Genomic DNA, 20,636 nt, shown 5'->3' with positions numbered 1-20,636 from the left:
AAGTGTAAGCACGCCCTTGATGGGCTGTTGATAGAAATGAAGCAATTTCTGTGCCAAGTTTGTTTTTGTTATTTATTTTATTTTTTATTATTGTTAATCAATGGTTTGGCTCGGGTTTTGTTTTTTGTGGTGTGATGGTTTTGAGTGGATTCTGAGCAGGTTCAAGCGTGTTTCGGGAATTTTGTGCCAGGTGTTCCGTTCCCGTTACGTAACGTTTTTCGTAACACCTGGGGTCCGAATAGGCCTGGATGGAGCATAAAAAAGGCCATCTTGCGATGGCCGAGGGGGCAGAGGAGGCAAACAGGAGCAACGGAGCTCGCGCAGGAGTAGAACTTAGAATCCGTCGTAGAAGAACAGGAAGTTGGTGTTCAGACGAAGTTTGCGCTCATCCGAGTTGACCGGCAGATCGCCCAGTGGCTTGGCAATGTTGATATCAAATAAATAGTGTTTGTTATTGGACAGCCGCACACCAATGGCAGCCGAGCGCAGGCGGCGGTTGTTATAGCTGTTCAAGCGCTCCAGGTTGTACCAGGCCCGAGCCCAGTCATAGGCAATGTAGGGCTGAATGCTGTTGAGCCAGGTAGAGGAGTTGGTAAAGCGCCGGTTTATTTCCAGAGTGGCGCCCACACCCTTATCCCCCGCCATCTCGCCTTGCGGATAGCCATAGCCGTGTCGCCAGGCTCCAAAGGAAACTTGCTCGGAGTTGGGCAGCACATTGGAGCTGTACTGACCACTGGCCGAGAGGCTCATACCGAATTGGCCAGGCAAAACCAGGTTCTGCTTGACGGAGGCTGTCCAGCGGGTGAAGTTCAGGTCCAGATCAGATTCGGCGTCGCGCTGCAAATAGGTGTTCAGGGTTTTGCGGGCACCCATTGCATCCAGGCCTTTGTATACCCCCAGATTGACCTCCCGGGATTGGCGTGGCGAGGCATCGGTATAGCGCATTTCAGCTTTCAGGGCGCGGACGTCAGTGGTGTTTTCAATCCAGACATTGTCTAGTGTTTTGTGCGTGTAGTCATCCAGAGAGCGACTGGCATAAAAGCCTGCCGTGCCTTTCAGGCTGCGCTGATTATTCAGGATAAAGGGGTAGCTGATTGCCGCCCCAAGGCGCTCGTTGATCACCTTGCGATTCCAGCCCTGGCTCTCCAGTACTTCGTCACGCGGGGTGGATCGATAGTGGTAACCATCAATCTCCAAAGCCAGACCATCTGCGTTCAGAGGAATGGTCAGATTCCCGCTGACGTACTTGACGTCCTCGGAGCTGGTGGGGATGGCGGCAGTCAGCTTCAGCTCTTCACCCAAAGGTGTCAGGCTGTTGGCGCTGAGTTGCACCAGGGCCTGCTTGCTGGAGCCCATCTCTGCCACGCTGGCATTGGCGCTGAACGATTTGTGCTGTGCATTAATGACTAGTTCAGAAGCACCATCGGTGCGCACAGGCATGTCCAGCTTGGGGTCGATCTTTAAGCCAGGCACCGTACGCAGCAGGTTCATGGTGCGTTCCAGCGTGCGTTGGCTTAATGGTTTTTCGTCCACCATCGCTTGAGCAATGCGCTCAATACGAGCCTGGCTGCGGCCCGGATCCCCTTCAATGCGGACACTGCCGACATGCCCTTCAACTACCGTGACCTTGATATGTCCTTTGGAGAAGTCCTGCTGCTGCAAGATGGCAAAGGACAAGGGGTAGCCCTGTTGCTGATACAAGGCGGTGATTTTATTCACTTCAGTGATGAGCTGGGCAATGGTGACGGTTTTACCGGCCAAGGGTTCCAGAATGCCTGTGATTTGCTCAAAAGGAATGCTGCGGCTACCGCTGACATCAAAACTGCGCACCACCAATTGTTGCTGAAGTTGCTGCTGCAATTGAGTCTGGGCCGCCGCAGGCGGAATATTCAAGGATGGAGTGCGAGTAGCGGGGCTTGGTGCATTAATGGGCGGCAAAGAGTCGACGGGATTACCCCGCAAGGGTGCGTCCGCCCAACTCGTCAGGCTTACGGTTGTCAGGCCCATAAATAATCCCAGACTTGCAATCAGACTGAGATTTTTTTTTCTAAGAGGAGCCAGTGGCAAGTAGGGCTTGAGATTCATATTCATTAATCATTATTAGCTAAATATCGGGCGCTTTTTTCTACTGTGCCGTAGTTTATCTTCCCTGTCACTTTTTGCTGTTTGAAAGAGCCTTGTTTTTGGTTGCAGCTTTAAAAAGCCTTAACTATTACATTTTGAAACTTAAAAAAATTAGCCCTGATTTAGGCCGTTGGCAAACCGTCCTTTATGGCTGTATTGATGGGTACTCAAGTCTGCTGGGGTTTTCCCTTGCTCGTAACAGAAGATGGAAAAAAAGTTACTTTCTTTCAATGGATTAAACCGGCCTGTCTGGTCTCTTTCATAGAGAAGGTGATCGGCATTGTGTTGCAATTTGAAATGATAAAAACAGTAACATTAACAAACTTCGTCACAACTTAGGTAAGTAAAGGTTTCAAATTAGCTGTTTTTTGGCCTTTTTCCATAGGAATTTAGCTGTTGTAAATACACAATCATGCGTTTTTCGTATCTTTGGGCTAGAATTCGTTTGTGTATTTGATGTCTGTTACACGTAAACCCTAGTAAAAACATGTACATACCTGGGTTTAAGATGATTTCATCTAAAAAATACAAAAATTGATAACAGTTAGCAGTGGAAGTTGCCAAAGTTGGCAAAGTGTTGTGCCCCGAGGGGCCTCTAACCCTCGCCTTTGAGGGTGATTTTTTCTTTTTAAATGGGGACAGTCATGAAGACTCAACTTCAGCAATTCTGGAACGATGAAGACGGTGCAACGGCTATTGAGTACGGCCTGATCGCAGGGCTGATTGCTGTGGCGATTATTGCTACGCTGACCGCAGTGGGCACAGATCTAAAGGCGATGTTTGCTGCTGTTTCTACAGCTGTGAAGAAAGGTACGGCAGATGGTGCTCCTGCTGGTGATTGATTTTATTTAATTTGTTTGATCATCAGCCACTTCAAGTCTGGCTGTTTCTTTCGGCTTGAATGGCTGATGCTTATGTTTTATTTAATAAGCCTTTCTTTTATCTTCATTCTGTTTTTCTTTTCCATTCAGATTATTTATCGCGATCTGAGATTTCGGAAAATACCTAATTCATTACTCGTTTTTTATTGTTTGACGGTCTTGCTGCACAAGATAGCTGTCAGCGTGTTCTATGGCTTGCCCTGGGGATGGGTGGCGAGCTGGATGGACTCCCTGATTGGTTTTGCCGCCGCCTTGATCGTGTTTTATCCAATCTGGCTATTACGTTTGATGGGCGCAGCAGATGTGAAGTTGATGGCCGTGCTGGGCCTGGCCTTGGGATGGAAAGAAGCAGGCATGGTGGTCTTGTTTGCCACGGTACTGGCGGGTTTGCATGCCTTGGTACTGGTGCTGTTGCCTTCTTTGGAACGTAAGTACGGATTTGCTTTGCCGGGAACCCGGGTCAAAGCACGCAGTGTGCCTTTAGGGGCTTGGTTAGCCCTTGCAACAATGGGGTGGGTATGGATGCAAAATCAATAAAGCCCCCACGAGAGGGCCAATTACCGACGCGGCGTGGCGTAGATAAAAAGTATCAATACGGAGCCTACGCGCTGGAATTTGCATTGGTGTTCCCATTGCTGTTTCTCTTCATTTACGGCTTGCTGACTTTCGGTCTGATCATGACCGCTCAGCAGTCCTTGAATTTCGCCGCCGAGTCCGGTGCGCGTGCCGCCCTGATTGAGCCGGGTTTTGCTTCAGGTGGTCCGGGTGCGGGTCAGAACCGTTTGCAGGCGCGTGCTGATCGGGCCAGGGAAGTGGCCGCCGATCAAGTTCAGTGGTTAAGCAATTGGGTGGGTAGCGAGCATGTTCGCGTCAGTGCGGATTTGATCAGCGACGAGGTGCGTGTCGGCATTGTGTACGACTACGTGCAGGCTCCGCTGATTCCCCGTTTTGCCCCCGATACCTTGTTTTCTCTGGTCGTCCCTGAACAGTTAAAGGGCAATGCGCAGATAAATCTGATGATTGCTGGGGAATTAGGGAGCAAGGGAGAGACGCCATGACGCGCAAGCCTGGATTCACTTCATCCTCCCAGCGCCAAGAAGGGGTTGCCGCCATCGAGTTCGCCTTGATGATCGGGATTTTGCTGCTGGTTTTCAGCGGCATCATCACCTTCAGTTCGCTGTTTCTGGCCCAACAAAAAATGAGCCATCTGGTCGGAGACCTGTCCCGTCAGGTGACCATGAACGTCAAATCAGTCGACCAGATAGAGCCCTTTATCAATCAGGAGCTGGCGGAAAACTACGGCAAGGGCAAAGCCAAGAGTGATTCGTTCCTGCACTGGTTTGGGGATCTCAGTGCGGATGTCCAGTCCCAGGCCTGCGTGTCAGAGCCTCAGTATGACTGTGCCCAGTTGTCCCTGAAGCTGGACATGGAACCCGGAATACTTTCTCAAACCCTGGATTTGCTGCGTTCTGAAGAAGACGAAGCGGATCAACTGCGCTCACTGAGCGCCAAGACATTACTCGTACTACGGAGACAAGCTCAATGAGCGGCATTATGAAGGGGGCGGCAGTCCTTTTATTGCTGATAGCAGCCGTACTGGTTGCCTTTGCCCTGTACCTGGGCATGAAACCAAAACCGGAAGTGGTTCAGCCTGTGGCCAGTACACAGAATCCGGAACCGGCAGCCGCTTTGCAGGCGGTGGTGGTCGTCAAGCGTGATGTGAAAGCAGGGGAAACCTTGCAAGCAGAAGCCTTGCAGTTGGCCCAATGGCCTGCTGCTCCGGCCCAGTCGTTCAACACCCTGGAGGCGTTGACAGGCAAAACCCTGCGTTTTGACCTGGAGCAGGGCCAGCCTGTATTGAGCAGTTTTATCGCCAAAAGTCTGGCCAGTTATCTGGAAGAGGGTGAGCGTGCCGTCAGCATCCCCATTGATGTGATCTCTGGCGCTAGCCATCGGGTAGAGCCGGGTGATCTGGTCGATATCTTCATTACCTTCAATAGCGGTAACGAAGTCAAAGACACCCAGGCCCGTCTGTTGATGCCGCGTGTGCGCGTGCTGGCTTACGGCGGCGCTTCGTTGTCCGGGCCAGATCCGGCAGAGGCCAATGCCGCCAATCGTGCAGATACGCAGGCTCGTCATGCCATGTTGGCGGTCCCGCTGGAATCGGTGAATGAACTCTTGCTGGCCAGCCGCAGCGGCAGCTTGCAATTGGTCTTGCGAGCCCCTAAGGACGAGAGCCTGCCCGATCCCTCTTTATTCCCCGAGTTTGCCGGTCTGATCCCCGCACGCGCCAGTCTGGATGCGGATCAGCGTGATGCCTTGAAACTGCCGGATAACCGCGCCATGGCCGGTTTGGGTCTGCGCGAGTTTTCGATCAGCCAGACCGAGAAAGAACAAGTGCAAGCACGCGCCTTGTCCAGTGGAGAACCGCATGCTGCGCCACCGCGCCGCACTGAGGTGATTCGCGGGGGCCGCTTGGAAGTCATTCAGTATTAAGCAATGAAGAGCTTGTTGAGGGGACGGGTCAGCCTGCTAGTGGCGGTTGACGGGAAGCGACGCAAGGCAGCATGGATTAAACACATGAGACAGAAAATCAAAAAAGCAGGTCTGGGTTTGGGGTGCTGGTATGCGCTCTGCTTGTCAGGTTTGGCACCGATGCCCGTCATGGCACAAACGGCCCAGACTAGCGCCAGCCAAAAGGTGATTCGGCTGGTAGCCAACGATCAGGATATCTTGCGTTTGCCGCAAGTTCCTCAGCGTGTGGCGATCAGTGATGAAAGCGTGGCGGATGTGCAGATTCTGAGCTCTTCTGCCGGGCAGCGGGGCGAAGTGCTCCTGATTGGCAAGCGCGCCGGAGTGGCGGATTTGCGTGTCTGGATGCCCGGTCGTACGAATCCGGATCGCTGGACGATTGAAGTGACCAGCCAGGTGCAACAGCAACTGGCGCAATCGGGTAGCCCTATGTCGGCCCAGGTGTCCAGTGCCGGGCAGCAGGCGTTGATTACAGGTAGCAGCCCTTCCTTGCTGGATCATCAAAATGCCATGGCGGCCGCCCGCTCCGGTGCAGGCCCGGATGCCGCTGTGCTGGACCTGTCCGAGGTCAGTGCCAGTGGCATGGTGCAGGTGGAAGTCAAAGTGGTGGAAGTGTCCCGCGAAGTGATGAAGGACATTGGTTTGAGCGCCAATGCCATTGGTGGCAAACCCTGGTCGGGCGGCGTGAACCTTTTGCCTACGGCCTTGAGTGGCGGTTTGAGTCTGGCGTATAACTCGCGCAATTTCAGTGCGGCCTTGAATCTGCTGGAGCAAAACGGCCTGGCCCGTGTGCTGGCGGAGCCGACCCTGGTGGCCATGTCCGGCCATAGCGCCAGCTTCCTGTCTGGTGGTGAGATTCCTATCCCCAGTTCCGGTGGCTTGGGTACGACGACCGTGGAATACAAACCCTTTGGTATTGGCTTGACCGTCACACCTACAGTTTTGTCGCCCGAGCGTATCGCGTTGAAAGTGGCCCCTGAAGCCAGTGATCTGGACTATTCGCGGGTGGTGGAAATGCCCGGTGGTGGCGTGATGCCTTCTTTGCGTACCCGTCGTGCCGACACGACCATCGAGCTGGGTGATGGAGAGAGCTACATCATCAGCGGGCTGGTGTCGCGTCAAACCGCGGCCGCCGTCAAGAAGATCCCTTTCCTGGGCGACTTGCCCATTTTGGGCAGCTTCTTTCGCAACGTGCAGTACAGCCAAAAAGAGCTGGAGTTGGTCATTGTGGTGACGCCCCGTCTGATCAAACCTATTCAGAAAGGCGCCACGATAGCCTTGCCCGGTGGTCGTCAGGAAAAGCTGGATGACGCGCCCAATGCCTGGGGCTATTTCTTGCTGGGTCGTCACGGTTACGAGCAGATGCCAGGGTTTTCGCGCTAAGCGCGTGGAGTGGTGACGTGCAACGATACCGGGAATATCTCTTGTGTACAGAGCACCCCGAGCTGGCTGTGATGATCAACACGGCAGCCGCCGGGCTGCTGACGGTGCGGGCCATTGAGCCCACGACCGAGAGTTTGCGCCGGGAGCTGGCCAAGCAGGCTGAACCTTTGGTGTTTTTTGACTTTGCCCATGGGCAACATGGTGAAGAAAACGGGAAGGTGGTGACCCTGGTGCGCAGTCTGGCCCGGCTGGATGCCAGTGTGCAGCGTGTGGCGGTAGGGCGCGCCTCGGTGCCGCAAGGGACGGTGAATGCCTTGCGGGCCGGTGCCAACGAGTTTCTGAATCTGGATACGAATGAGGACGTGCACCATCAGTTGCAGATCCTGATCGAGAAGCTGGGCCAAACCCAACACAGCCCTTTGCTGGACAAGCCTTTTCGCAGTGTCTTGTTGATGGGGGCGCGTATCGGGGTGGGGTGCAGCACGGTGGCCAGCAGCCTGTCCTGGCTGTTGCAGCAAGAGATGAATCGCATGGGTAAAGAGGTACGGGGTTTGTCCACGGTCAAGCCTTTGCCTGTGGAGCTGGTGCCTTTGCCCGAGCGAGTGGGCTTGCTGGATCTGGGGGCCCCGACCGGGGACTGCGCCTTGTACATGGGCCTGGGGTCGGACTTTGATTTTATTCAGGCGGCGTCGCAGCGGCATCGGATGGACGACACCATGTTGCATTCAGCGCTGGCGCAGCACAGCAGCGGGCTCAACCTGTTGTCCTTGCCCGCCGATGTGAACACGCTCAATCAAATCAGTCTGGAAGACTCCTTGGGCCTGTGCAGTTATCTGCGTGAACGCATGGGTTGCCTGGTGATTGATGCGGGTGGTTTTCCGAATCCCCGTTTCCTGGTGGAACTGGAATCGCTGGTGGATGAGGTGCTGGTGGTGACTGATCAAAGCATGGGAGCTCTGGTCTCTCTGGCCGAATTTCTGGCCTTGCGAGCCCAGTTTGATGCGCTTGCCAATGTGCGTTTGGTGGTCAATCAGTTTGATCCTGCTTACGGTTTTTCCGGGCAGGCCATTGCTGAGCGTTTTGGCCTGGAGCTGGCCGCGGTCTTGCCAGACCGGCGATTAGGCCATATGCGTAGTGCCAGCTTGGGCAAGATTTTGGTGCAAGTCGATGAGAAGGACCCGTATACCCGTGCCCTGCAAAGTCTGGCAACGGGTTTGACGGGGCGCAGGCAGGGGCTGTCGCAAAACAAGGTCAGTACGGTTTTGGGACGGTTGAAATTCAGGTTCGGGGGCTGATCAGGCCCAAGCATGGAAAAGTAAGGCATGAACAATACTTCATTGCTCGGTGGGCGTCCCGACCTGATTCAGGTCCGGGAACAGGCTCATGAACATTTGCTGGCTCGTATCGAAGAGCTGGGGGCCGAGTTTGGCCGCTGGACTCGGCAGGCCATTCAGGATTTTGTCGGTATCGAACTGGCCAGCTTCGTTCGTTTGAAACGAGTGCCGGTTAACGAACAGGAAGTTCGGGAAATCGTGCAGGCCTTGACCCGCGAGTTGGCGGGTTTGGGGCCGTTGGAGGACCTGCTGGAAGATCCGGCCGTGGAAGATATTCTGATCAACGGTTACGACAAGTTGTTTGTGTCGCGGGGGGGCGTATTAGGCCAAGAGCCCAGTGGGTTTACTGATGACCAGCACGTGCTGCGTATCGTACGCCGCATTCTGGCCCCGCTGGGACGCAGGCTTGACGAGTCCGTGCCTATGGTTGATGCCCGCCTGCCCGATGGTGGCCGCCTGAACGTGGTCATTCATCCCTTGGCGGTAGATGGCCCGATGGTGTCCATTCGGAAGTTCCGTAAAGACCCGCTGAAACCGGAAGACTTGATGCGTCTGGGCGCGTTTGATGAGCCGGTGGACCGTTTGCTGCAAGCTGCCGTAGCGTCACGCTGCAATATCCTGATCTCAGGCGGAACCAGCTCGGGCAAGACCTCCTTGCTCAATGCCTTGGCCTTTTATATCCCTAAAACTGAACGGGTCGTCACGGTAGAAGACACCGCCGAATTGGCCTTGAATCACCCACACGTGGTGCGACTGGAAGCGCGTCAGGCTGGTTATGACGGCAGTGGCGAGATTTCAATTCGCGAACTCTTGCGCAACAGCTTGCGTATGCGTCCGGACCGGGTGGTAGTGGGAGAGGTTCGAGGGGCCGAGGTCATCGACATGCTGCAAGCCATGAATACGGGCCACGAAGGTTCTATGGCAACGATTCACGCCAACTCGCCGCGTGAATGTGTGTATCGCGTGGAAATGCTGGCGGGTTTCGCCGGGTTTCAGGGAAGTGAAGACAGCTTGCGTCGGCAGATTGCCAGCGCGCTGGATTTCATTATTCAAATTGGTCGTTTGCCCAACGGCAAGCGTCGGGTGCTGTCCATTACCGAGATTACCGGTATGGGCGATGGCGTTATTGCCATGCAAGAGCTGTATCGCCACGAGTCCTATGTGCTGGATGATGGCAACGAGCAGGATCGCTGGGTCAGCCTGGGCATACATCCGCATACCCGCAAGCTGATGCAGTACCGCGATCAACTGGCGAACGAGCAGGTTCAGGCCCAGGAAAACACGTCCAAGGAGGGCGGCGGTTTCTGGGATTGGAGACGCTAAATGATGGCTTTGTATATCGCTTTGGCGGCTGTCATTCTGACACTGGGTGCTTTGCTGCTCTGGGCTAAAGGCGCCCAGCGTCAGCAGGCCCAGCGTTCGGCCCAGGTGCTGGAGCAGCAACTGGCCTTGCGTCCGGCGGTACAGAGCAGCGTACGGATACAGCCTGAAACTCAGGACGCCTGGTTAAGTGCGCCCAAGGGGTGGCGGGAGTTCATGTTGCGCACAGGGATTCAGCCTTCGCGCCGTTTCTATCTGATTCTTCTGCTGGGCACGCTAGTGCCACCTGCGGTCTTGCTGGCCTTGGTCGGCCCTGTGGCAGGTGTGGCCATGTTGATTGCCACGGTGCTCGGTGCCTATACCTTTTTGTGGTTCCGCAGCGATAAGCGTCATCGCAAAATCGTCTCGCAGATTCCTGATTTTCTGGATCTGATGGTGCGTCTTATCACCATTGGTAACAGTATGGGTGCGGCTTTTTTGAATGCCGCTGACAACACCCCTCAGCCTTTGGGGCAGGTGCTGCAAGACGCCAATTCCTTGCATCGCTCGGGCCAGGATCTGGATGTGGCTCTGCGAGCCGTATCGCGCCAGCACGGTTTGCACGAGCTGTTTCTGGTAGCAGCAGTGATTAGCGTGGCAATGCGTTTTGGTGGACGCAGTGACCAGACGATGGAACGTATGGCGGGCTTCATGCGCGACCGGGAAAACGCCCGCAGCGAGCTGGTGGCCTTGTCGGCCGAGGTGCGCTTGTCCGCCTGGATTCTGGCTTTATTGCCGATTCTGATCGGCGTCTACATTCTGATTTTCAATAACGAGCTGTTCTTGACCATGTGGAATGACCCGGTGGGGTTTCGCATGCTGCTGTTCGCAGCGGTCTTGCAGTGTGTGGGTTGTTATTGGCTGTATTGGATGGCACGCAATGTCTAGGAGCAAGACATGATGGCCTTGGAAGCACAAACCGTTCTGATCTGGGGAGCTGTGGCTTGCGCACTGGCGGGGCTGATTCTGTTCGCACTGTGGTTTAACCACCATTGGCAGCAGCGTCAGCAAGCCATGCGTTTGAGCCAGGTTGTGGACGAGCGCCTGAAAGGGGCGCCCCATAGTTCGCAGGCTCCCAGCCAGTCTCGTCAGACGGTGGAACAGATCAAGATGCAGGCCGGTAGCCTGGGAGAGCGCTGGCTGAAAGGGCGCTTTGGCTCCAGCCTGTTGAGTGAAGAAGATCGCCTGCTGATCATGAATGCAGGCTTCAAGCACATTGATGTGGCACGTCAGTATTTTGTACTGAGCCGGGTGGGATTGAGCATCCTCCTGATTGTCCTGTTCAGCTTGTTGCCCATGACTCGCAGGCTGAATGAGCATGTGCCCTTTGTCTCCGTGTTCATTGGCTTTGCCCTTGGCTGGATGCTGCCCAAATGGTGGCTGGCACGTCGGGTTTCGCAGCGCCGTCTGCGCATTGCGGCGGAACTGCCCCTGTTTGTGGATTTGCTGCGTTTGCTGCAAGGGGTAGGCCTGTCTATGGATCAGACCCTGCACACCATTGAGCGTGAATTCCATGACGTGATTCCGGTTATGGGCTCGGAACTGACCATTGCCGTCGAGCAGTATGCGCGGGGCCGAACTCGGGAGCAGTCCCTGGAGCGGCTGGCCAGTGGCTTTACCAACGAGGACCTGGCCGTAATTTGCCGTCTGATTGTGCAGGTGGACCAGCATGGTGGGGCGATGCAAGAGCCGCTGCATCGCTTTGGTGTGCGCTTGCGCGAACAGCGTCGCCTGGAACTGAAAGCCAAAGTCGGCAAATTGACCGTAAAAATGACCGGTGTGATGGTGCTGACCCTATTGCCCGCCCTATTAATTATTACTGCAGGGTCAGGTTTTCTGGCCTTGTTCCGTGGCATGAGCCAAGTAGCCGGAGGATGACTTTGATGAAAACGTCGACATGGATTCGTCCCGTGATGCGCTGGGCTGCATTGGGTTTGAGCAGTGCTTTGCTGGTGGCCTGCTCCACCACTGACTCGGCTTACGAGCTGGTGCGTCAGCAACAGGAACAAGAAGCCTTCTTGCAAAGCAAAGAGATTGAGCACTGGGAAAAACGCAAGCCCAGCGACAGGCAGATGGCTGTGCGCATGCTGGAAGAAACTCAAAAGCAGGGGCGGTATTTTGCCTCGCTGGCTTACGCAGAGGCCATGGAAAAAGAATACGGTGCAGACCCTGAAGTCATGGTGCTGCGGGCCGAGGCCCAGCGTCAGACCGGCCAATTGGAGCAGGCGGCCCACACCTTTCAATCCTTGGTCAATACGCCGGTTGCTGGTCGGGCGTATCAGGGTTTGGGCTTGATCGCGGGTTCTCAACAGCACTTTGAGCAGGCGGCTCATTACTTGAAGCAAGCGGCACAGCAAGACCCGACCAATGCCATTGTGCAAAGTGATCTGGCCTATGCCTATTTGCGTTCCGGTCGCCCTCAGGAGGCGCGGCTGGCTCTGGGCAAGGCTGCTGAACTGGCCCCGGATAACCCCAAGATTTTGAGCAATATGGCTCTGTATTTATTGGTCAGTCAGGAGCCGCAACGAGCCAGCTTTGTGATGCAGCAAGCCGGAATGGACTCGGCTACCCAGCAGGCGGTAGCGCAGATGGCCGAGCAAATCGGCCACGAGCTGGAGCAACTGCATGCACGTCAGCAACAGCAAAAACAGCAGGATCTGCGGTTGGCGGCCGCTGCTCAGGATGAGCAGGCCAGAGCCCAGGTAGTGGCCTTAAGTCCTGCGACCGTGAATACGGTGACTCAGGTGGGAGCCAGCCGCTCTGTTCACTCTCGGAACCCGGTGGTGAACTCTGATCGTGGTCGTGCCGTGGTTTCCGCTACACAAGCAGGGCTGAACCGGCCCTTGCTGGAGAGCCTGGGCCCTGTGCCCTCGTCAATGAATTGATTGCTGTTTTTTCAAGGATATCGCAATGAACCGATCCCGCATTTTGGCCTGCTGCACTCTATTGATGGCCAGCGGTGCCTGGGCGCAGACACAGCCTCCCCTGACCGGAGCGATGGTCTCTGGGACCAGCACCTATCCGGTCAGCACTAGCCCGGCGGCAGCCAGCAATCAAGGTGTGCATACACCGGCTGCCCCTGCTGCGGCTGCTGCCACAACGCCTGCCGAACGCCAGCCTTACGAGAAATACCGCTTGAGCGATGAAGAAGTGCACCCCTGGCCCGAAGTTGAAGGCCTGCCTGTGCACGTGCAAAACGAGCGCCGCCATATTCCCCCCCGCCTTGAGGTGGGGTCGGATACCCGCAGCTTGCTCAGCATGCAGGCCGACCCGGATCGAGAAGGCAAGGTGTTGCCCGTACACGGTGCGGCAGCCAATCTGGCCTGGGATCGCTACTTGGAAAGTTTCAAGCACCCCATCCCCGAGTACATGAAAGAACGCATCAAAACAAACGGTAGTGATTAAAGCCCACTGGGGTAGAGCGGGTTAGGAGAGCGACATGAAATGGGGAAGAACTCGAACCCAGAATCAGCCGATGCACAAACAGCAAGGTTCCATTATTGTGCCTGCGGCAGCGGCTTTGCTGGTGGGGCTGGTGCTGCTGGGTGCGGCGCACTTGGGGCATAACTTCTATGTGAAGCGGGATCTGCAGAACGCGGCTGATCTGGCTGCCCTGGCCGGTGCCCAATCCTTGGGTTCAGGGGATGCGCTGGGTTGTCAGCAAGGGCAGAATATGGCCCGGTTCAGTTTGCGCAGCCAGCCCAATTCCCCGGCTGCAGGCCTGACGGGGGATGGAGCCAAGGTACTATGCGGCAAGTGGAATAGTGCTCAGGCGGATGCCAGCCAGCGCTTTGCGCAGGTTCTGCCTGCGGACGCAGTGCGTGTGCATTTGAGCTATCAGCCGCCTTCTTTATTTCCCTTTTTTACGTCCTCGGTGATTGAGGCGGTTGCTACCGCCAAGAGTAGCGAGCCTGTGGCGACCTTCTCTGTGGGCAGTCGCTTGCTGTCCTTGAAACGCAATGGCCTGGTCTATAACCTGCTGCGCGGCGTAGGCCTGCGCCCGGACCAATTGACGGTGCTGGACTCAGCCGGTTTGGTGAATGCCAAGATCACGCCTGCCGGTTTGCTGAAAGCATTGGGGCTTCCGGCCACGGTGATTGCCGGGGTGGGGACGCCAGAGGAGTTGACGCGTCTGGAGCAACTGACCCTGGCCGATTTGTTAAGCGCCAGTCTGGATTTATTGAATCAACAAAAAACGCTGGGCCTGGACGTAGGGGCCTTGCAGGAATACATCAAGCTGCTGCTGGGCGTGGGACCGCTGGATTTGCCCGTGAAACTGTTGGGGGAGGGCGGTATTTTGGCCCTCATCAATGGTGTGGATCCCTTGTCCGCCCTGAACGTGAATCTGGATGTGCTGCAACTGGTTAACACCGGTTTGGTGGTGGCCAATGGCAAGAATCTGATTGATCTGAATCTGACTGCGCTGCCTTCCGGTTTGACGGGTATGTTCAATAACGCCCTGGACCTGCGGGTACGTGTGGTGGAACCGCCCAGTATCGCTATGGGCGGGATTGGAACGAAAGCGAACTCGGCCGGTGTGCGCGTGTATTTGAATCTGGACACCTCCAAGATTCCCTTGGCAGGCCCCATTCTTAAAGTGCTGGGTACGGAAGTCAGCCTGCCCATCATTATTGAGCTGTCCCAGGCAACGGGTGAGCTGGTCAATGTGTGCCGTCCGCCGATTGCCGATAATCAGGCCACGATTGCCGTCAGTTCTTCGTTGGTGAATGTGTGCTTAGGCAAATTTCCGCATTCGGATTTCTTCTCGACCAGCAATAGCTGCAAGGACACCTCCTTTGGTCAGATTCAGCGCCATCGGGTGATTAATGTGCTGGGTATTTTGCCATTGACGGCCAAAGTCACTTTGCCTTTGATTGATACTAAAAACCCGGTCCATGTCACTTTGACGGCCCCTCCGGGCCAGCCGTCGGAAAAGACTGTCAACGCGACCCAATTGGACTTGACCCGTAGTGTCAGCCTGCTCTCCGATGCGGTTCTGTCCGGCATTCTGGGCGACCTGCTGAACACGCCCTGGAGTGGTGCATCGGGCAAGCGTCAGATGGCAGAAAGTCTGGTGGGTGATGGCCCAGGTCGCTCTGTCTCTGCCGTTGTGAACGAGATGAACTGGTCCAAGGAACGGATGGATCAATTGGCCCGCACTATGAGCCAGAACGGCTTGATCGGTGTCTTGGGCGGCACCTTGGGTTTTGTTGATAATTTGTTGACCACGCTACTGGGAGCTCCTTTGAGTGATGTGGCGTGTGGGCTTGCTGGCATTGGTGGGCAGAAAGCCATGCGCGATTGCCGCACGGGCGCGGTAGAGACCTTGGTTTTCAAAGACTCCAATCTGGTTGGTGCTGTGCTCAGTCTGGTCATCGCTTTGCTGGACCCGGTCTTGCAAGGCTTGAGCGGCCTGCTGGAAGAACTGTTGAAGCTGCTGGGTCTGAGCCTGGTCGAGGCCGATGTGAAACTTCATGATGTGCAGTGCGGCACTGCCTATCTGGTGCAATAGGGCGGGAGGCGAACACAGCAATGAGCGTCAGCTTTATGGGTAATGAACCTGTTTTATACGTCTGGGAGGGTAGCTCCGATCTGGTGGTGCGCGCCGAGCGCGCCTTGGAACCCAGTTCGGTAGCGGTCATGCGTGTAGAGCCTGCATTGGTCCTGGATGCGGAGCGTCATCCCACGCGCCATGCTGTCGCACTGGTGTCCGTCAGCGTGATGGCGCAAGGGCGCTTTGAGCAGCATCAGTGGCTGGTGGAACATGCTATTCCGGTGATTTGGGTGGCCTCGGAAGACAGAGGCTATGACCCGCGTTTTTACCCTTCAGCCTATTCCTATACCTTGCCCTTGTCCTTCAGTCAGGCCGAGCTGCGTACGCTGGTTGCCAAGCTGGCCGGATTGACGGCTCAGGTCGAGCGTGAAGGGCAGGGCGGACCGCAACCCTTAGTGGCTGTATCACCTGTGATGCGTGCTTTGATAGCAGAGGCCGATATGTACGCTGACAGCGGTGCCAGCGTCCTGATTCATGGTGAAACCGGGGTGGGCAAAGAGCGTATCGCCCAATTGCTGCATGAGCGCTCTGCCCGTGCCCAGGGCCCTTTTGTTCCCGTGAACTGCGGAGCGGTTCCTGAAGGCCTGTTCGAGGCGCATTTCTTTGGTCACGCCAAAGGTGCTTTTACCGGCGCGATTGGTGCCCATAAAGGCTATTTTGAGCAGGCGGATCAAGGTACGTTATTTCTGGATGAAATCGGGGATTTGCCTTTGCATCAACAGGTGAAACTGTTGCGCGTGCTGGAGCAACGTGCAGTGACGCGCCTGGGGTCCACACAGCAAATTCCGGTTGATTTTCGTATGGTGGCGGCCACCAATAAGAACCTCTTGGGTCTGGTGCAGCAAGGCCTGTTCCGGGCAGACCTGTATTACCGTTTGGCCGTGGTGGAGCTGCTGATTCCCAATCTGGAGCAGCGCGGCTCCCAGGAAAAGATCGCTATTTTCTGCGCCTTGCTGGAACAGGCGCTGGAGTGCGACGTTGAAGATATTCCGCAATGGGTGCTGGATGCCGTAGGCAGCATGCGCTTTAACGGTAATGTGCGTGAACTGGCCAATCTGGTTGAACGCGTCGCCGTCATGAGCAAGCAATTTGGTGCCTGGGAATCGGTGCAGTTGCGACAAGTGCTGGAGCGTTTCAACGCCCCTGTCATGGCTCCTGTCATGGCCTTGCCTGAAGGGGCGCCTATCCTGGAGCGGCCCGAGCCGGTGATCAGCCTGAATGCACAGGAGCAAGAGGAACGTGCCCGCATCATTACCGTACTGGATACCCAGAACTGGCGACGGCAGGATACGGCGGCTGTATTAGGGATATCTCGTAAAGTCTTGTGGGAAAAGATGCGCAAATTCAACATAAAGGCACAAGATGCGACAAGCCGCGTTTAGAATACGGGCTGATTCTGTGTATCAAGCTAATCACAAAAAATTGATTATCAAGGGATGGGTATGGTGAACCTTAGTCAGAAGACGGCGGTGTTGCTGTCCTTGGGAGGACTTCTTTTATTGTCAGCGTGCAGCTCGGTGTCCTTGAACCAGGAACCAGAGCGACCCGTCGTGGCGCAAACCCAGGAGCAAGATGTCGAAGAAGTGGCCCCTGTTGCCGCTCCGGCTGCTGCCCCTGCGCCCGCAGCCGCCCCGGCTTACCAGAACACGACTGTGGCCCAGTTGCAGCAGTTGATTCAGGCCCGTGCCGTCCAGGAACTGCGTACCGCCTATAACGGCCGCTTTGGTGCCAGCTTGCTGTTCGCGGCCGATAGCATGACTTACTACGTCGCCTTGTTCCAGCAGCGCGAATTCTGGCGCGTCTTCAAGACCACCGATGAGTCCCTGGCTGAGCGCATGTACACCCAGTACCGTCAGGACACCGTGGACTATGCCGCTGCTGATCTGGAGCGCATCAAGCTGCAGGCGGAAGTGGCGAAAGCCGAAAAGCAATTGAATGAAAGCGCCGATCAGTTGACCGTTTTGCAAAATGATCTGGCTTTGCAACGTCAGCAAGAGGCCCTGGCTATCGCCCAGCGTGAAGAGTCCCGCCGCGAAGCCTATGCACTGGCAGAGCAGGAACGCGAAGCCCGCGAGCAGTTGCGAGAGTTGCAGCGTCAGATCAAGGATCTGGAGCAGCAACGTGCCGGTATGTTGCAGAGGCAGAAAGGACGCTGATCGCCATCAGGCAATCAATCAAAACCCGCATGGTCTGATGAGCATGCGGGTTTTTTTATGGCTGAGGTGTGCTGACGTTGGCTTGGCGTTGTTCTACCGCGACAAGTACCGCATCGCCTCTTCCAGCCCTGCGCTGGTAACGGGGTACATATGGTCGGACATCAGGTTCTGAATGATGGCGATGGATTGGCGGTAGGGCCAGTAAGCCTGTGGCTCGGGGTTGAGCCAGGCAATACGGGGCCAGTGGTCGTTCAGCCTTTGCAGCCAGGCTGCGCCGGTTTCCTTGTTGTAGTGCTCAACAGAGCCACCTGGAGCCATGATCTCGTAAGGGCTCATGGTGGCGTCACCCACGATAATGATGCGCCAGTCCTCGTTGTACTTGCGCAGCAAATCCCAGGTTTCCAGTCTTTCGCTTTGGCGGCGTGAATTGTTCCGCCATACGGATTCATACACGCAGTTATGGAAGTAGTAGGCCTCCAGGTGTTTGAATTCGGAACGTGCGGCCGAGAACAGGGCTTCCACCTGAGCGATATGGTCATCCATGCTGCCGCCTATATCCAGCAGCATCAGCACATTCACGCGGTTTTGTCGCTCGGCCTGCATTTGCAGATCCAGCATGCCCGCGTTGCGAGCTGTCTCGCGTATGGTGCTGTCCAGATCCAGCTCGGTGGGGGCGCCTTGGCGGGCAAAGCGGCGCAGGCGTCGCAAAGCCATCTTGAAGTTGCGTGTGCCCAGTTCTTGCTGGTCGTCGTAGTCCACGAACTCGCGCTTTTCCCAGACTTTGATGGCGGTGCGATTTCCAGCAGAAGGGCCGCCGATACGGATACCTTCGGGGTGATAGCCACCGTGTCCAAAAGGTGAAGAGCCGCCCGTGCCAATCCATTTGCTGCCGCCAGCATGACGTCCCTGCTGTTCTTTCAAACGCTCTTTGAACATCTCCAGCAGCTTGTCCAGACCATGCTTTTCCAGCGCGGCTTTTTGTTCCGGGGTCAGGTTACGCGTCAGAGTTTTGCGCAGCCAGTCCTCAGGCAAGGTCTTATCCTTGGCCAGGGCTTCAAGTTGTGGCTGATAGAACTCGCCAAAGGCCAGATCAAAGCGGTCGTAAAGCGTTTCGTCCTTGATCAGTACCAGTCTGGACAGATGATAGAAGTCGTCCAGCGTGGGCGGCATGATGCCTTTGCACAGGGCGTCCAGCAGCGTCAGGTGTTCCTGAATGGAAACCGGCAAGCCGCGTTCGCGCAGGTGGTAGAAGAAATCAAGCAACATGGCTGTGCTGCCTTAGTTTGTCCAGCAAGTGGGCGCGGGTATCGGGCCACTCGCCTGCCATCAAGCTGTAGAACATGGTGTCGCGTATCGAGCCGTCGCGGCGGATAGCGTGGTGGCGAATGCGGCCATCAAAACGTGCTCCCAGGCGGGTGATCGCTTGTTGGGATTTGAAGTTCAGATGGTCAGTGCGCCAGCCTACGACTCCGGCTCCCAGGGTCTCGAACGCATGTTGCAACAAGAGCAGCTTGGCCGCGGTATTGACGTGACTGCGCTGGGCGCTGCGAGCGTACCAGGTGTAGCCGATTTCCAGGCGGGCCACTGGCGCAATAATGTCGTGATAGCGCGTGGTGCCGACCGTTCGGTCAGTTGTCAGGTCACGCACCAGAAAGGGCAGCATATGGCCTTGATCCAGACCGTCCAGCGCCTTTTGTACATAGTCCTGAGCCTGGCCCGGGGCGGGTACGCTCGTCACACGCACATTCCAAAGCTCGCCATCGGCCGCAGCCGCTTCCAGCAGTTCCACATGCGCCAGTTGCAAAGGCTCCAGACGCACTCCCCATCCTTCCAGCGTCAGGGGAGCGATTGGCTGGGAAAAAGCGCTTGTTTGCATATCAGCTCCGGCGCTGGCTGCGTTGGCTCATGGCGGCCAGACGTTGCATCAAGGACAAGTCCTGTTCGTTCTTCAGCAAGGCACCGGCCATGGGGGGCAGACCTTCATCCAGCTCGTGCAGGGCATCGGCAGGAATGTCGTTGGCCAGCAGCAGACGCAGCCAGTCCAGAAATTCCGAGGTGGACGGTTTCTTTTTCAGGCCAGGGACATCACGCAGGGCAAAGAAGGTGTCCAGGGCGCTGGACAGAATATCGCTGCGCAGATTGGGGTAGTGCACGGCCACAATCTGTTCCATGGTCTCGCGCTCGGGGAAGCGGATGTAGTGAAAGAAACAGCGGCGCAAGAAGGCGTCGGGCAGATCTTTTTCGTTATTGGACGTAATGATGATCAAGGGGCGATGACGCGCGGTAACGGTTTGACGAGTCTCGTACACATGAAACTCCATGCGATCCAGCTCTTGCAGCAGGTCATTGGGGAATTCGATATCGGCCTTGTCGATTTCGTCGATCAGCACCACGGTGGGTTCGTCGGACTCGAAGGCTTGCCACAGGGTGCCTTGAACAATGTAGTTGCCAATATCGCGGACTTTTTCATCGCCCAACTGGGAATCGCGCAGACGCGAGACAGCGTCATATTCATACAGGCCCTGGTGCGCTTTAGTGGTGGACTTGATGTGCCATTGCAGCAGGGGGCGGCCCAGTGCGCGGGCCACTTCTATCGCCAGCAAGGTTTTACCGGTACCGGGCTCACCTTTGATCAACAAAGGGCGTTGTAGTGTCAGGGCGGCGTTGACAGCCAGCTTCAAATCATCAGTGGCAACGTATTGATCGGTGCCTTCAAAACGGGTCGCAGTAGTCATAAGTCGGCTCAAACTTGTACTTAAAATGTTGATCTGTCAAGAATAGAAACTCGGGTATAAATACTAGTATCAGTCATCCTTGGCAATTATCATACAATCGACTCAGTACTCGTCGGTCAGCATCACAGAGCCAGGTATCGCGTTGATTCCCCCTTTGCTGCAATAGACGCAGAGCCTGACCCGGACCGTTTTCAACTCCACGACAAAGCGAATAGCGATGATGAAGTTGCAAATGAAGCGGTATGTCTCTTTCTTTCTTCTAGCCTCAAGCTCCTGTCTGCTGTCAGCAGCCCAGGCGCAGGATTCCGAGCCAATCAAGGCCAATCCCGAGGCGGCGCGCGACAAGGTCTCCATGTGTATAGGCTGTCATGGCTTGCCCGGTTACAAGGCAAGCTTTCCCGAGGTCTATCACGTCCCCATGATTGCCGGGCAAGGGGCCGCTTATATTGAAGCGGCGCTTAAGGAATATGCCAGCGGCGCCCGAACCTTCCCCACCATGCAAGCCATTGCGCTGAGCCTGTCTGAACAGGACATGGCGGATATTGCCGCGTATTACGCGGGCAACAAACCTTAAGGAC

General features: G+C 55.9%; 20 protein-coding genes. 16 read left to right on the top strand and 4 right to left on the bottom strand.

Annotated features, from left to right (window positions below; translation table 11 throughout):
* Positions 1 to 333: 333 nt before the first annotated feature.
* Positions 334 to 2,007, bottom strand: a complete 1,674-nt coding sequence (locus JYG33_RS08185; RefSeq protein WP_243430304.1) for a POTRA domain-containing protein — start codon at positions 2,005 to 2,007, stop codon at positions 334 to 336.
* A 761-nt stretch (positions 2,008 to 2,768) separates the two neighbouring features.
* Here JYG33_RS08185 and JYG33_RS08180 point away from each other — a divergent pair.
* The 15 genes from JYG33_RS08180 to JYG33_RS08110 all read left to right on the top strand — a co-directional run bounded on the left by JYG33_RS08180 (position 2,769) and on the right by JYG33_RS08110 (position 17,323).
* On the top strand, positions 2,769 to 2,966 hold the full coding sequence (locus JYG33_RS08180) for a Flp family type IVb pilin (RefSeq protein WP_207875463.1): 198 nt from the start codon (positions 2,769 to 2,771) through the stop codon (positions 2,964 to 2,966).
* Positions 2,967 to 2,981: 15 nt separating this feature from the next.
* Positions 2,982 to 3,542, top strand: a complete 561-nt coding sequence (locus JYG33_RS08175) for a prepilin peptidase (RefSeq protein WP_243430303.1) — start codon at positions 2,982 to 2,984, stop codon at positions 3,540 to 3,542.
* Positions 3,524 to 4,063, top strand: a complete 540-nt coding sequence (locus JYG33_RS08170; protein ID WP_207875462.1) for a TadE family protein — start codon at positions 3,524 to 3,526, stop codon at positions 4,061 to 4,063. Before JYG33_RS08175 ends, JYG33_RS08170 begins: the two co-directional genes overlap by 19 nt.
* The gene (locus JYG33_RS08165; RefSeq protein ID WP_207875461.1) at positions 4,060 to 4,551 is read left to right on the top strand and encodes a TadE family protein; all 492 of its coding nucleotides are present in this window, start codon (positions 4,060 to 4,062) and stop codon (positions 4,549 to 4,551) included. The genes JYG33_RS08170 and JYG33_RS08165 overlap by 4 nt, the downstream gene beginning before the upstream one ends.
* Positions 4,548 to 5,501 carry a Flp pilus assembly protein CpaB gene (gene cpaB, locus JYG33_RS08160; protein WP_207875460.1) on the top strand — a complete coding sequence of 318 codons (954 nt, stop codon included), beginning with the start codon at positions 4,548 to 4,550 and terminating at the stop codon, positions 5,499 to 5,501. The genes JYG33_RS08165 and cpaB overlap by 4 nt, the downstream gene beginning before the upstream one ends.
* Positions 5,502 to 5,585: 84 nt before the next feature.
* Positions 5,586 to 6,920 (top strand): type II and III secretion system protein family protein, encoded by a 1,335-nt coding sequence (locus JYG33_RS08155; protein ID WP_207875459.1) that lies wholly within the window; start codon positions 5,586 to 5,588, stop codon positions 6,918 to 6,920.
* Between the two features lie 17 nt (positions 6,921 to 6,937).
* Entirely contained in the window at positions 6,938 to 8,215 is a 1,278-nt protein-coding gene (locus JYG33_RS08150) for a pilus assembly protein CpaF (protein WP_243430302.1), read from the top strand.
* A 27-nt stretch (positions 8,216 to 8,242) separates the two neighbouring features.
* Positions 8,243 to 9,577: a CpaF family protein gene (locus tag JYG33_RS08145; RefSeq protein WP_207875458.1), complete on the top strand. Its 1,335-nt coding sequence runs from the start codon at positions 8,243 to 8,245 to the stop codon at positions 9,575 to 9,577.
* Positions 9,578 to 10,501: a type II secretion system F family protein gene (locus JYG33_RS08140; protein WP_207875457.1), complete on the top strand. Its 924-nt coding sequence runs from the start codon at positions 9,578 to 9,580 to the stop codon at positions 10,499 to 10,501.
* Between the two features lie 9 nt (positions 10,502 to 10,510).
* Positions 10,511 to 11,491 (top strand): type II secretion system F family protein, encoded by a 981-nt coding sequence (locus tag JYG33_RS08135; protein ID WP_207875456.1) that lies wholly within the window; start codon positions 10,511 to 10,513, stop codon positions 11,489 to 11,491.
* A gap of 5 nt (positions 11,492 to 11,496) precedes the next feature.
* Positions 11,497 to 12,498, top strand: coding sequence for a tetratricopeptide repeat protein (locus JYG33_RS08130; protein WP_207875455.1), 1,002 nt, complete (start codon positions 11,497 to 11,499; stop codon positions 12,496 to 12,498).
* A 25-nt stretch (positions 12,499 to 12,523) separates the two neighbouring features.
* Positions 12,524 to 13,018: a DUF3613 domain-containing protein gene (locus JYG33_RS08125; protein WP_243430301.1), complete on the top strand. Its 495-nt coding sequence runs from the start codon at positions 12,524 to 12,526 to the stop codon at positions 13,016 to 13,018.
* Between the two features lie 34 nt (positions 13,019 to 13,052).
* Positions 13,053 to 15,125 carry a pilus assembly protein TadG-related protein gene (locus JYG33_RS08120; RefSeq protein ID WP_207875454.1) on the top strand — a complete coding sequence of 691 codons (2,073 nt, stop codon included), beginning with the start codon at positions 13,053 to 13,055 and terminating at the stop codon, positions 15,123 to 15,125.
* A 20-nt stretch (positions 15,126 to 15,145) separates the two neighbouring features.
* Positions 15,146 to 16,549 carry a sigma-54 dependent transcriptional regulator gene (locus JYG33_RS08115; protein WP_207875453.1) on the top strand — a complete coding sequence of 468 codons (1,404 nt, stop codon included), beginning with the start codon at positions 15,146 to 15,148 and terminating at the stop codon, positions 16,547 to 16,549.
* A 60-nt stretch (positions 16,550 to 16,609) separates the two neighbouring features.
* Positions 16,610 to 17,323: a DUF2968 domain-containing protein gene (locus tag JYG33_RS08110; protein ID WP_207875452.1), complete on the top strand. Its 714-nt coding sequence runs from the start codon at positions 16,610 to 16,612 to the stop codon at positions 17,321 to 17,323.
* A gap of 93 nt (positions 17,324 to 17,416) precedes the next feature.
* Here the strand turns inward: JYG33_RS08110 and JYG33_RS08105 are convergent, their stop codons facing one another.
* From JYG33_RS08105 to JYG33_RS08095, 3 genes are read right to left on the bottom strand one after another with little or no spacing between them, the layout of a single operon-like run.
* Entirely contained in the window at positions 17,417 to 18,589 is a 1,173-nt protein-coding gene (locus JYG33_RS08105) for a VWA domain-containing protein (RefSeq protein WP_207875451.1), read from the bottom strand.
* Positions 18,579 to 19,199 (bottom strand): GNAT family N-acetyltransferase, encoded by a 621-nt coding sequence (locus JYG33_RS08100; protein WP_207875450.1) that lies wholly within the window; start codon positions 19,197 to 19,199, stop codon positions 18,579 to 18,581. The genes JYG33_RS08105 and JYG33_RS08100 overlap by 11 nt, the downstream gene beginning before the upstream one ends.
* Position 19,200: 1 nt before the next feature.
* Complete coding sequence (locus JYG33_RS08095) at positions 19,201 to 20,058, bottom strand: MoxR family ATPase (RefSeq protein ID WP_207875449.1); 858 nt, start codon at positions 20,056 to 20,058, stop codon at positions 19,201 to 19,203.
* Positions 20,059 to 20,290: 232 nt separating this feature from the next.
* Between JYG33_RS08095 and JYG33_RS08090 the strand changes: the two genes are divergently transcribed.
* Positions 20,291 to 20,632 carry a c-type cytochrome gene (locus JYG33_RS08090; RefSeq protein ID WP_243430342.1) on the top strand — a complete coding sequence of 114 codons (342 nt, stop codon included), beginning with the start codon at positions 20,291 to 20,293 and terminating at the stop codon, positions 20,630 to 20,632.
* Positions 20,633 to 20,636 lie beyond the last annotated feature (4 nt).

It is taken from the genome of Alcaligenes sp. SORT26 (assembly GCF_017377875.1).
In the GTDB taxonomy this organism is placed as follows: domain Bacteria; phylum Pseudomonadota; class Gammaproteobacteria; order Burkholderiales; family Burkholderiaceae_B; genus Alcaligenes; species Alcaligenes parafaecalis.
Note: the sequence above shows the minus strand (reverse complement) of the source record. Positions and strands in the feature narration are given on the sequence as shown.

What these genes read in the sequence shown, in the direction of transcription:
- JYG33_RS08155 (WP_207875459.1), top strand. Translation starts at nt 5,586, where the DNA reads ATGAGACAGAAAATCAAAAAAGCAGGTCTGGGTTTGGGGTGCTGGTAT.
- cpaB (WP_207875460.1), top strand. Translation starts at nt 4,548, where the DNA reads ATGAGCGGCATTATGAAGGGGGCGGCAGTCCTTTTATTGCTGATAGCA.
- JYG33_RS08135 (WP_207875456.1), top strand. Translation starts at nt 10,511, where the DNA reads ATGATGGCCTTGGAAGCACAAACCGTTCTGATCTGGGGAGCTGTGGCT.
- JYG33_RS08115 (WP_207875453.1), top strand. Translation starts at nt 15,146, where the DNA reads ATGAGCGTCAGCTTTATGGGTAATGAACCTGTTTTATACGTCTGGGAG.
- JYG33_RS08090 (WP_243430342.1), top strand. Translation starts at nt 20,291, where the DNA reads ATGAAGCGGTATGTCTCTTTCTTTCTTCTAGCCTCAAGCTCCTGTCTG.
- JYG33_RS08130 (WP_207875455.1), top strand. Translation starts at nt 11,497, where the DNA reads ATGAAAACGTCGACATGGATTCGTCCCGTGATGCGCTGGGCTGCATTG.
- JYG33_RS08165 (WP_207875461.1), top strand. Translation starts at nt 4,060, where the DNA reads ATGACGCGCAAGCCTGGATTCACTTCATCCTCCCAGCGCCAAGAAGGG.
- JYG33_RS08120 (WP_207875454.1), top strand. Translation starts at nt 13,053, where the DNA reads ATGAAATGGGGAAGAACTCGAACCCAGAATCAGCCGATGCACAAACAG.
- JYG33_RS08170 (WP_207875462.1), top strand. Translation starts at nt 3,524, where the DNA reads ATGGATGCAAAATCAATAAAGCCCCCACGAGAGGGCCAATTACCGACG.
- JYG33_RS08125 (WP_243430301.1), top strand. Translation starts at nt 12,524, where the DNA reads ATGAACCGATCCCGCATTTTGGCCTGCTGCACTCTATTGATGGCCAGC.
- JYG33_RS08145 (WP_207875458.1), top strand. Translation starts at nt 8,243, where the DNA reads ATGAACAATACTTCATTGCTCGGTGGGCGTCCCGACCTGATTCAGGTC.
- JYG33_RS08140 (WP_207875457.1), top strand. Translation starts at nt 9,578, where the DNA reads ATGATGGCTTTGTATATCGCTTTGGCGGCTGTCATTCTGACACTGGGT.
- JYG33_RS08095 (WP_207875449.1), bottom strand. Translation starts at nt 20,058, where the DNA reads ATGACTACTGCGACCCGTTTTGAAGGCACCGATCAATACGTTGCCACT.
- JYG33_RS08100 (WP_207875450.1), bottom strand. Translation starts at nt 19,199, where the DNA reads ATGCAAACAAGCGCTTTTTCCCAGCCAATCGCTCCCCTGACGCTGGAA.
- JYG33_RS08185 (WP_243430304.1), bottom strand. Translation starts at nt 2,007, where the DNA reads ATGGGCCTGACAACCGTAAGCCTGACGAGTTGGGCGGACGCACCCTTG.
- JYG33_RS08180 (WP_207875463.1), top strand. Translation starts at nt 2,769, where the DNA reads ATGAAGACTCAACTTCAGCAATTCTGGAACGATGAAGACGGTGCAACG.
- JYG33_RS08110 (WP_207875452.1), top strand. Translation starts at nt 16,610, where the DNA reads ATGGTGAACCTTAGTCAGAAGACGGCGGTGTTGCTGTCCTTGGGAGGA.
- JYG33_RS08105 (WP_207875451.1), bottom strand. Translation starts at nt 18,589, where the DNA reads ATGTTGCTTGATTTCTTCTACCACCTGCGCGAACGCGGCTTGCCGGTT.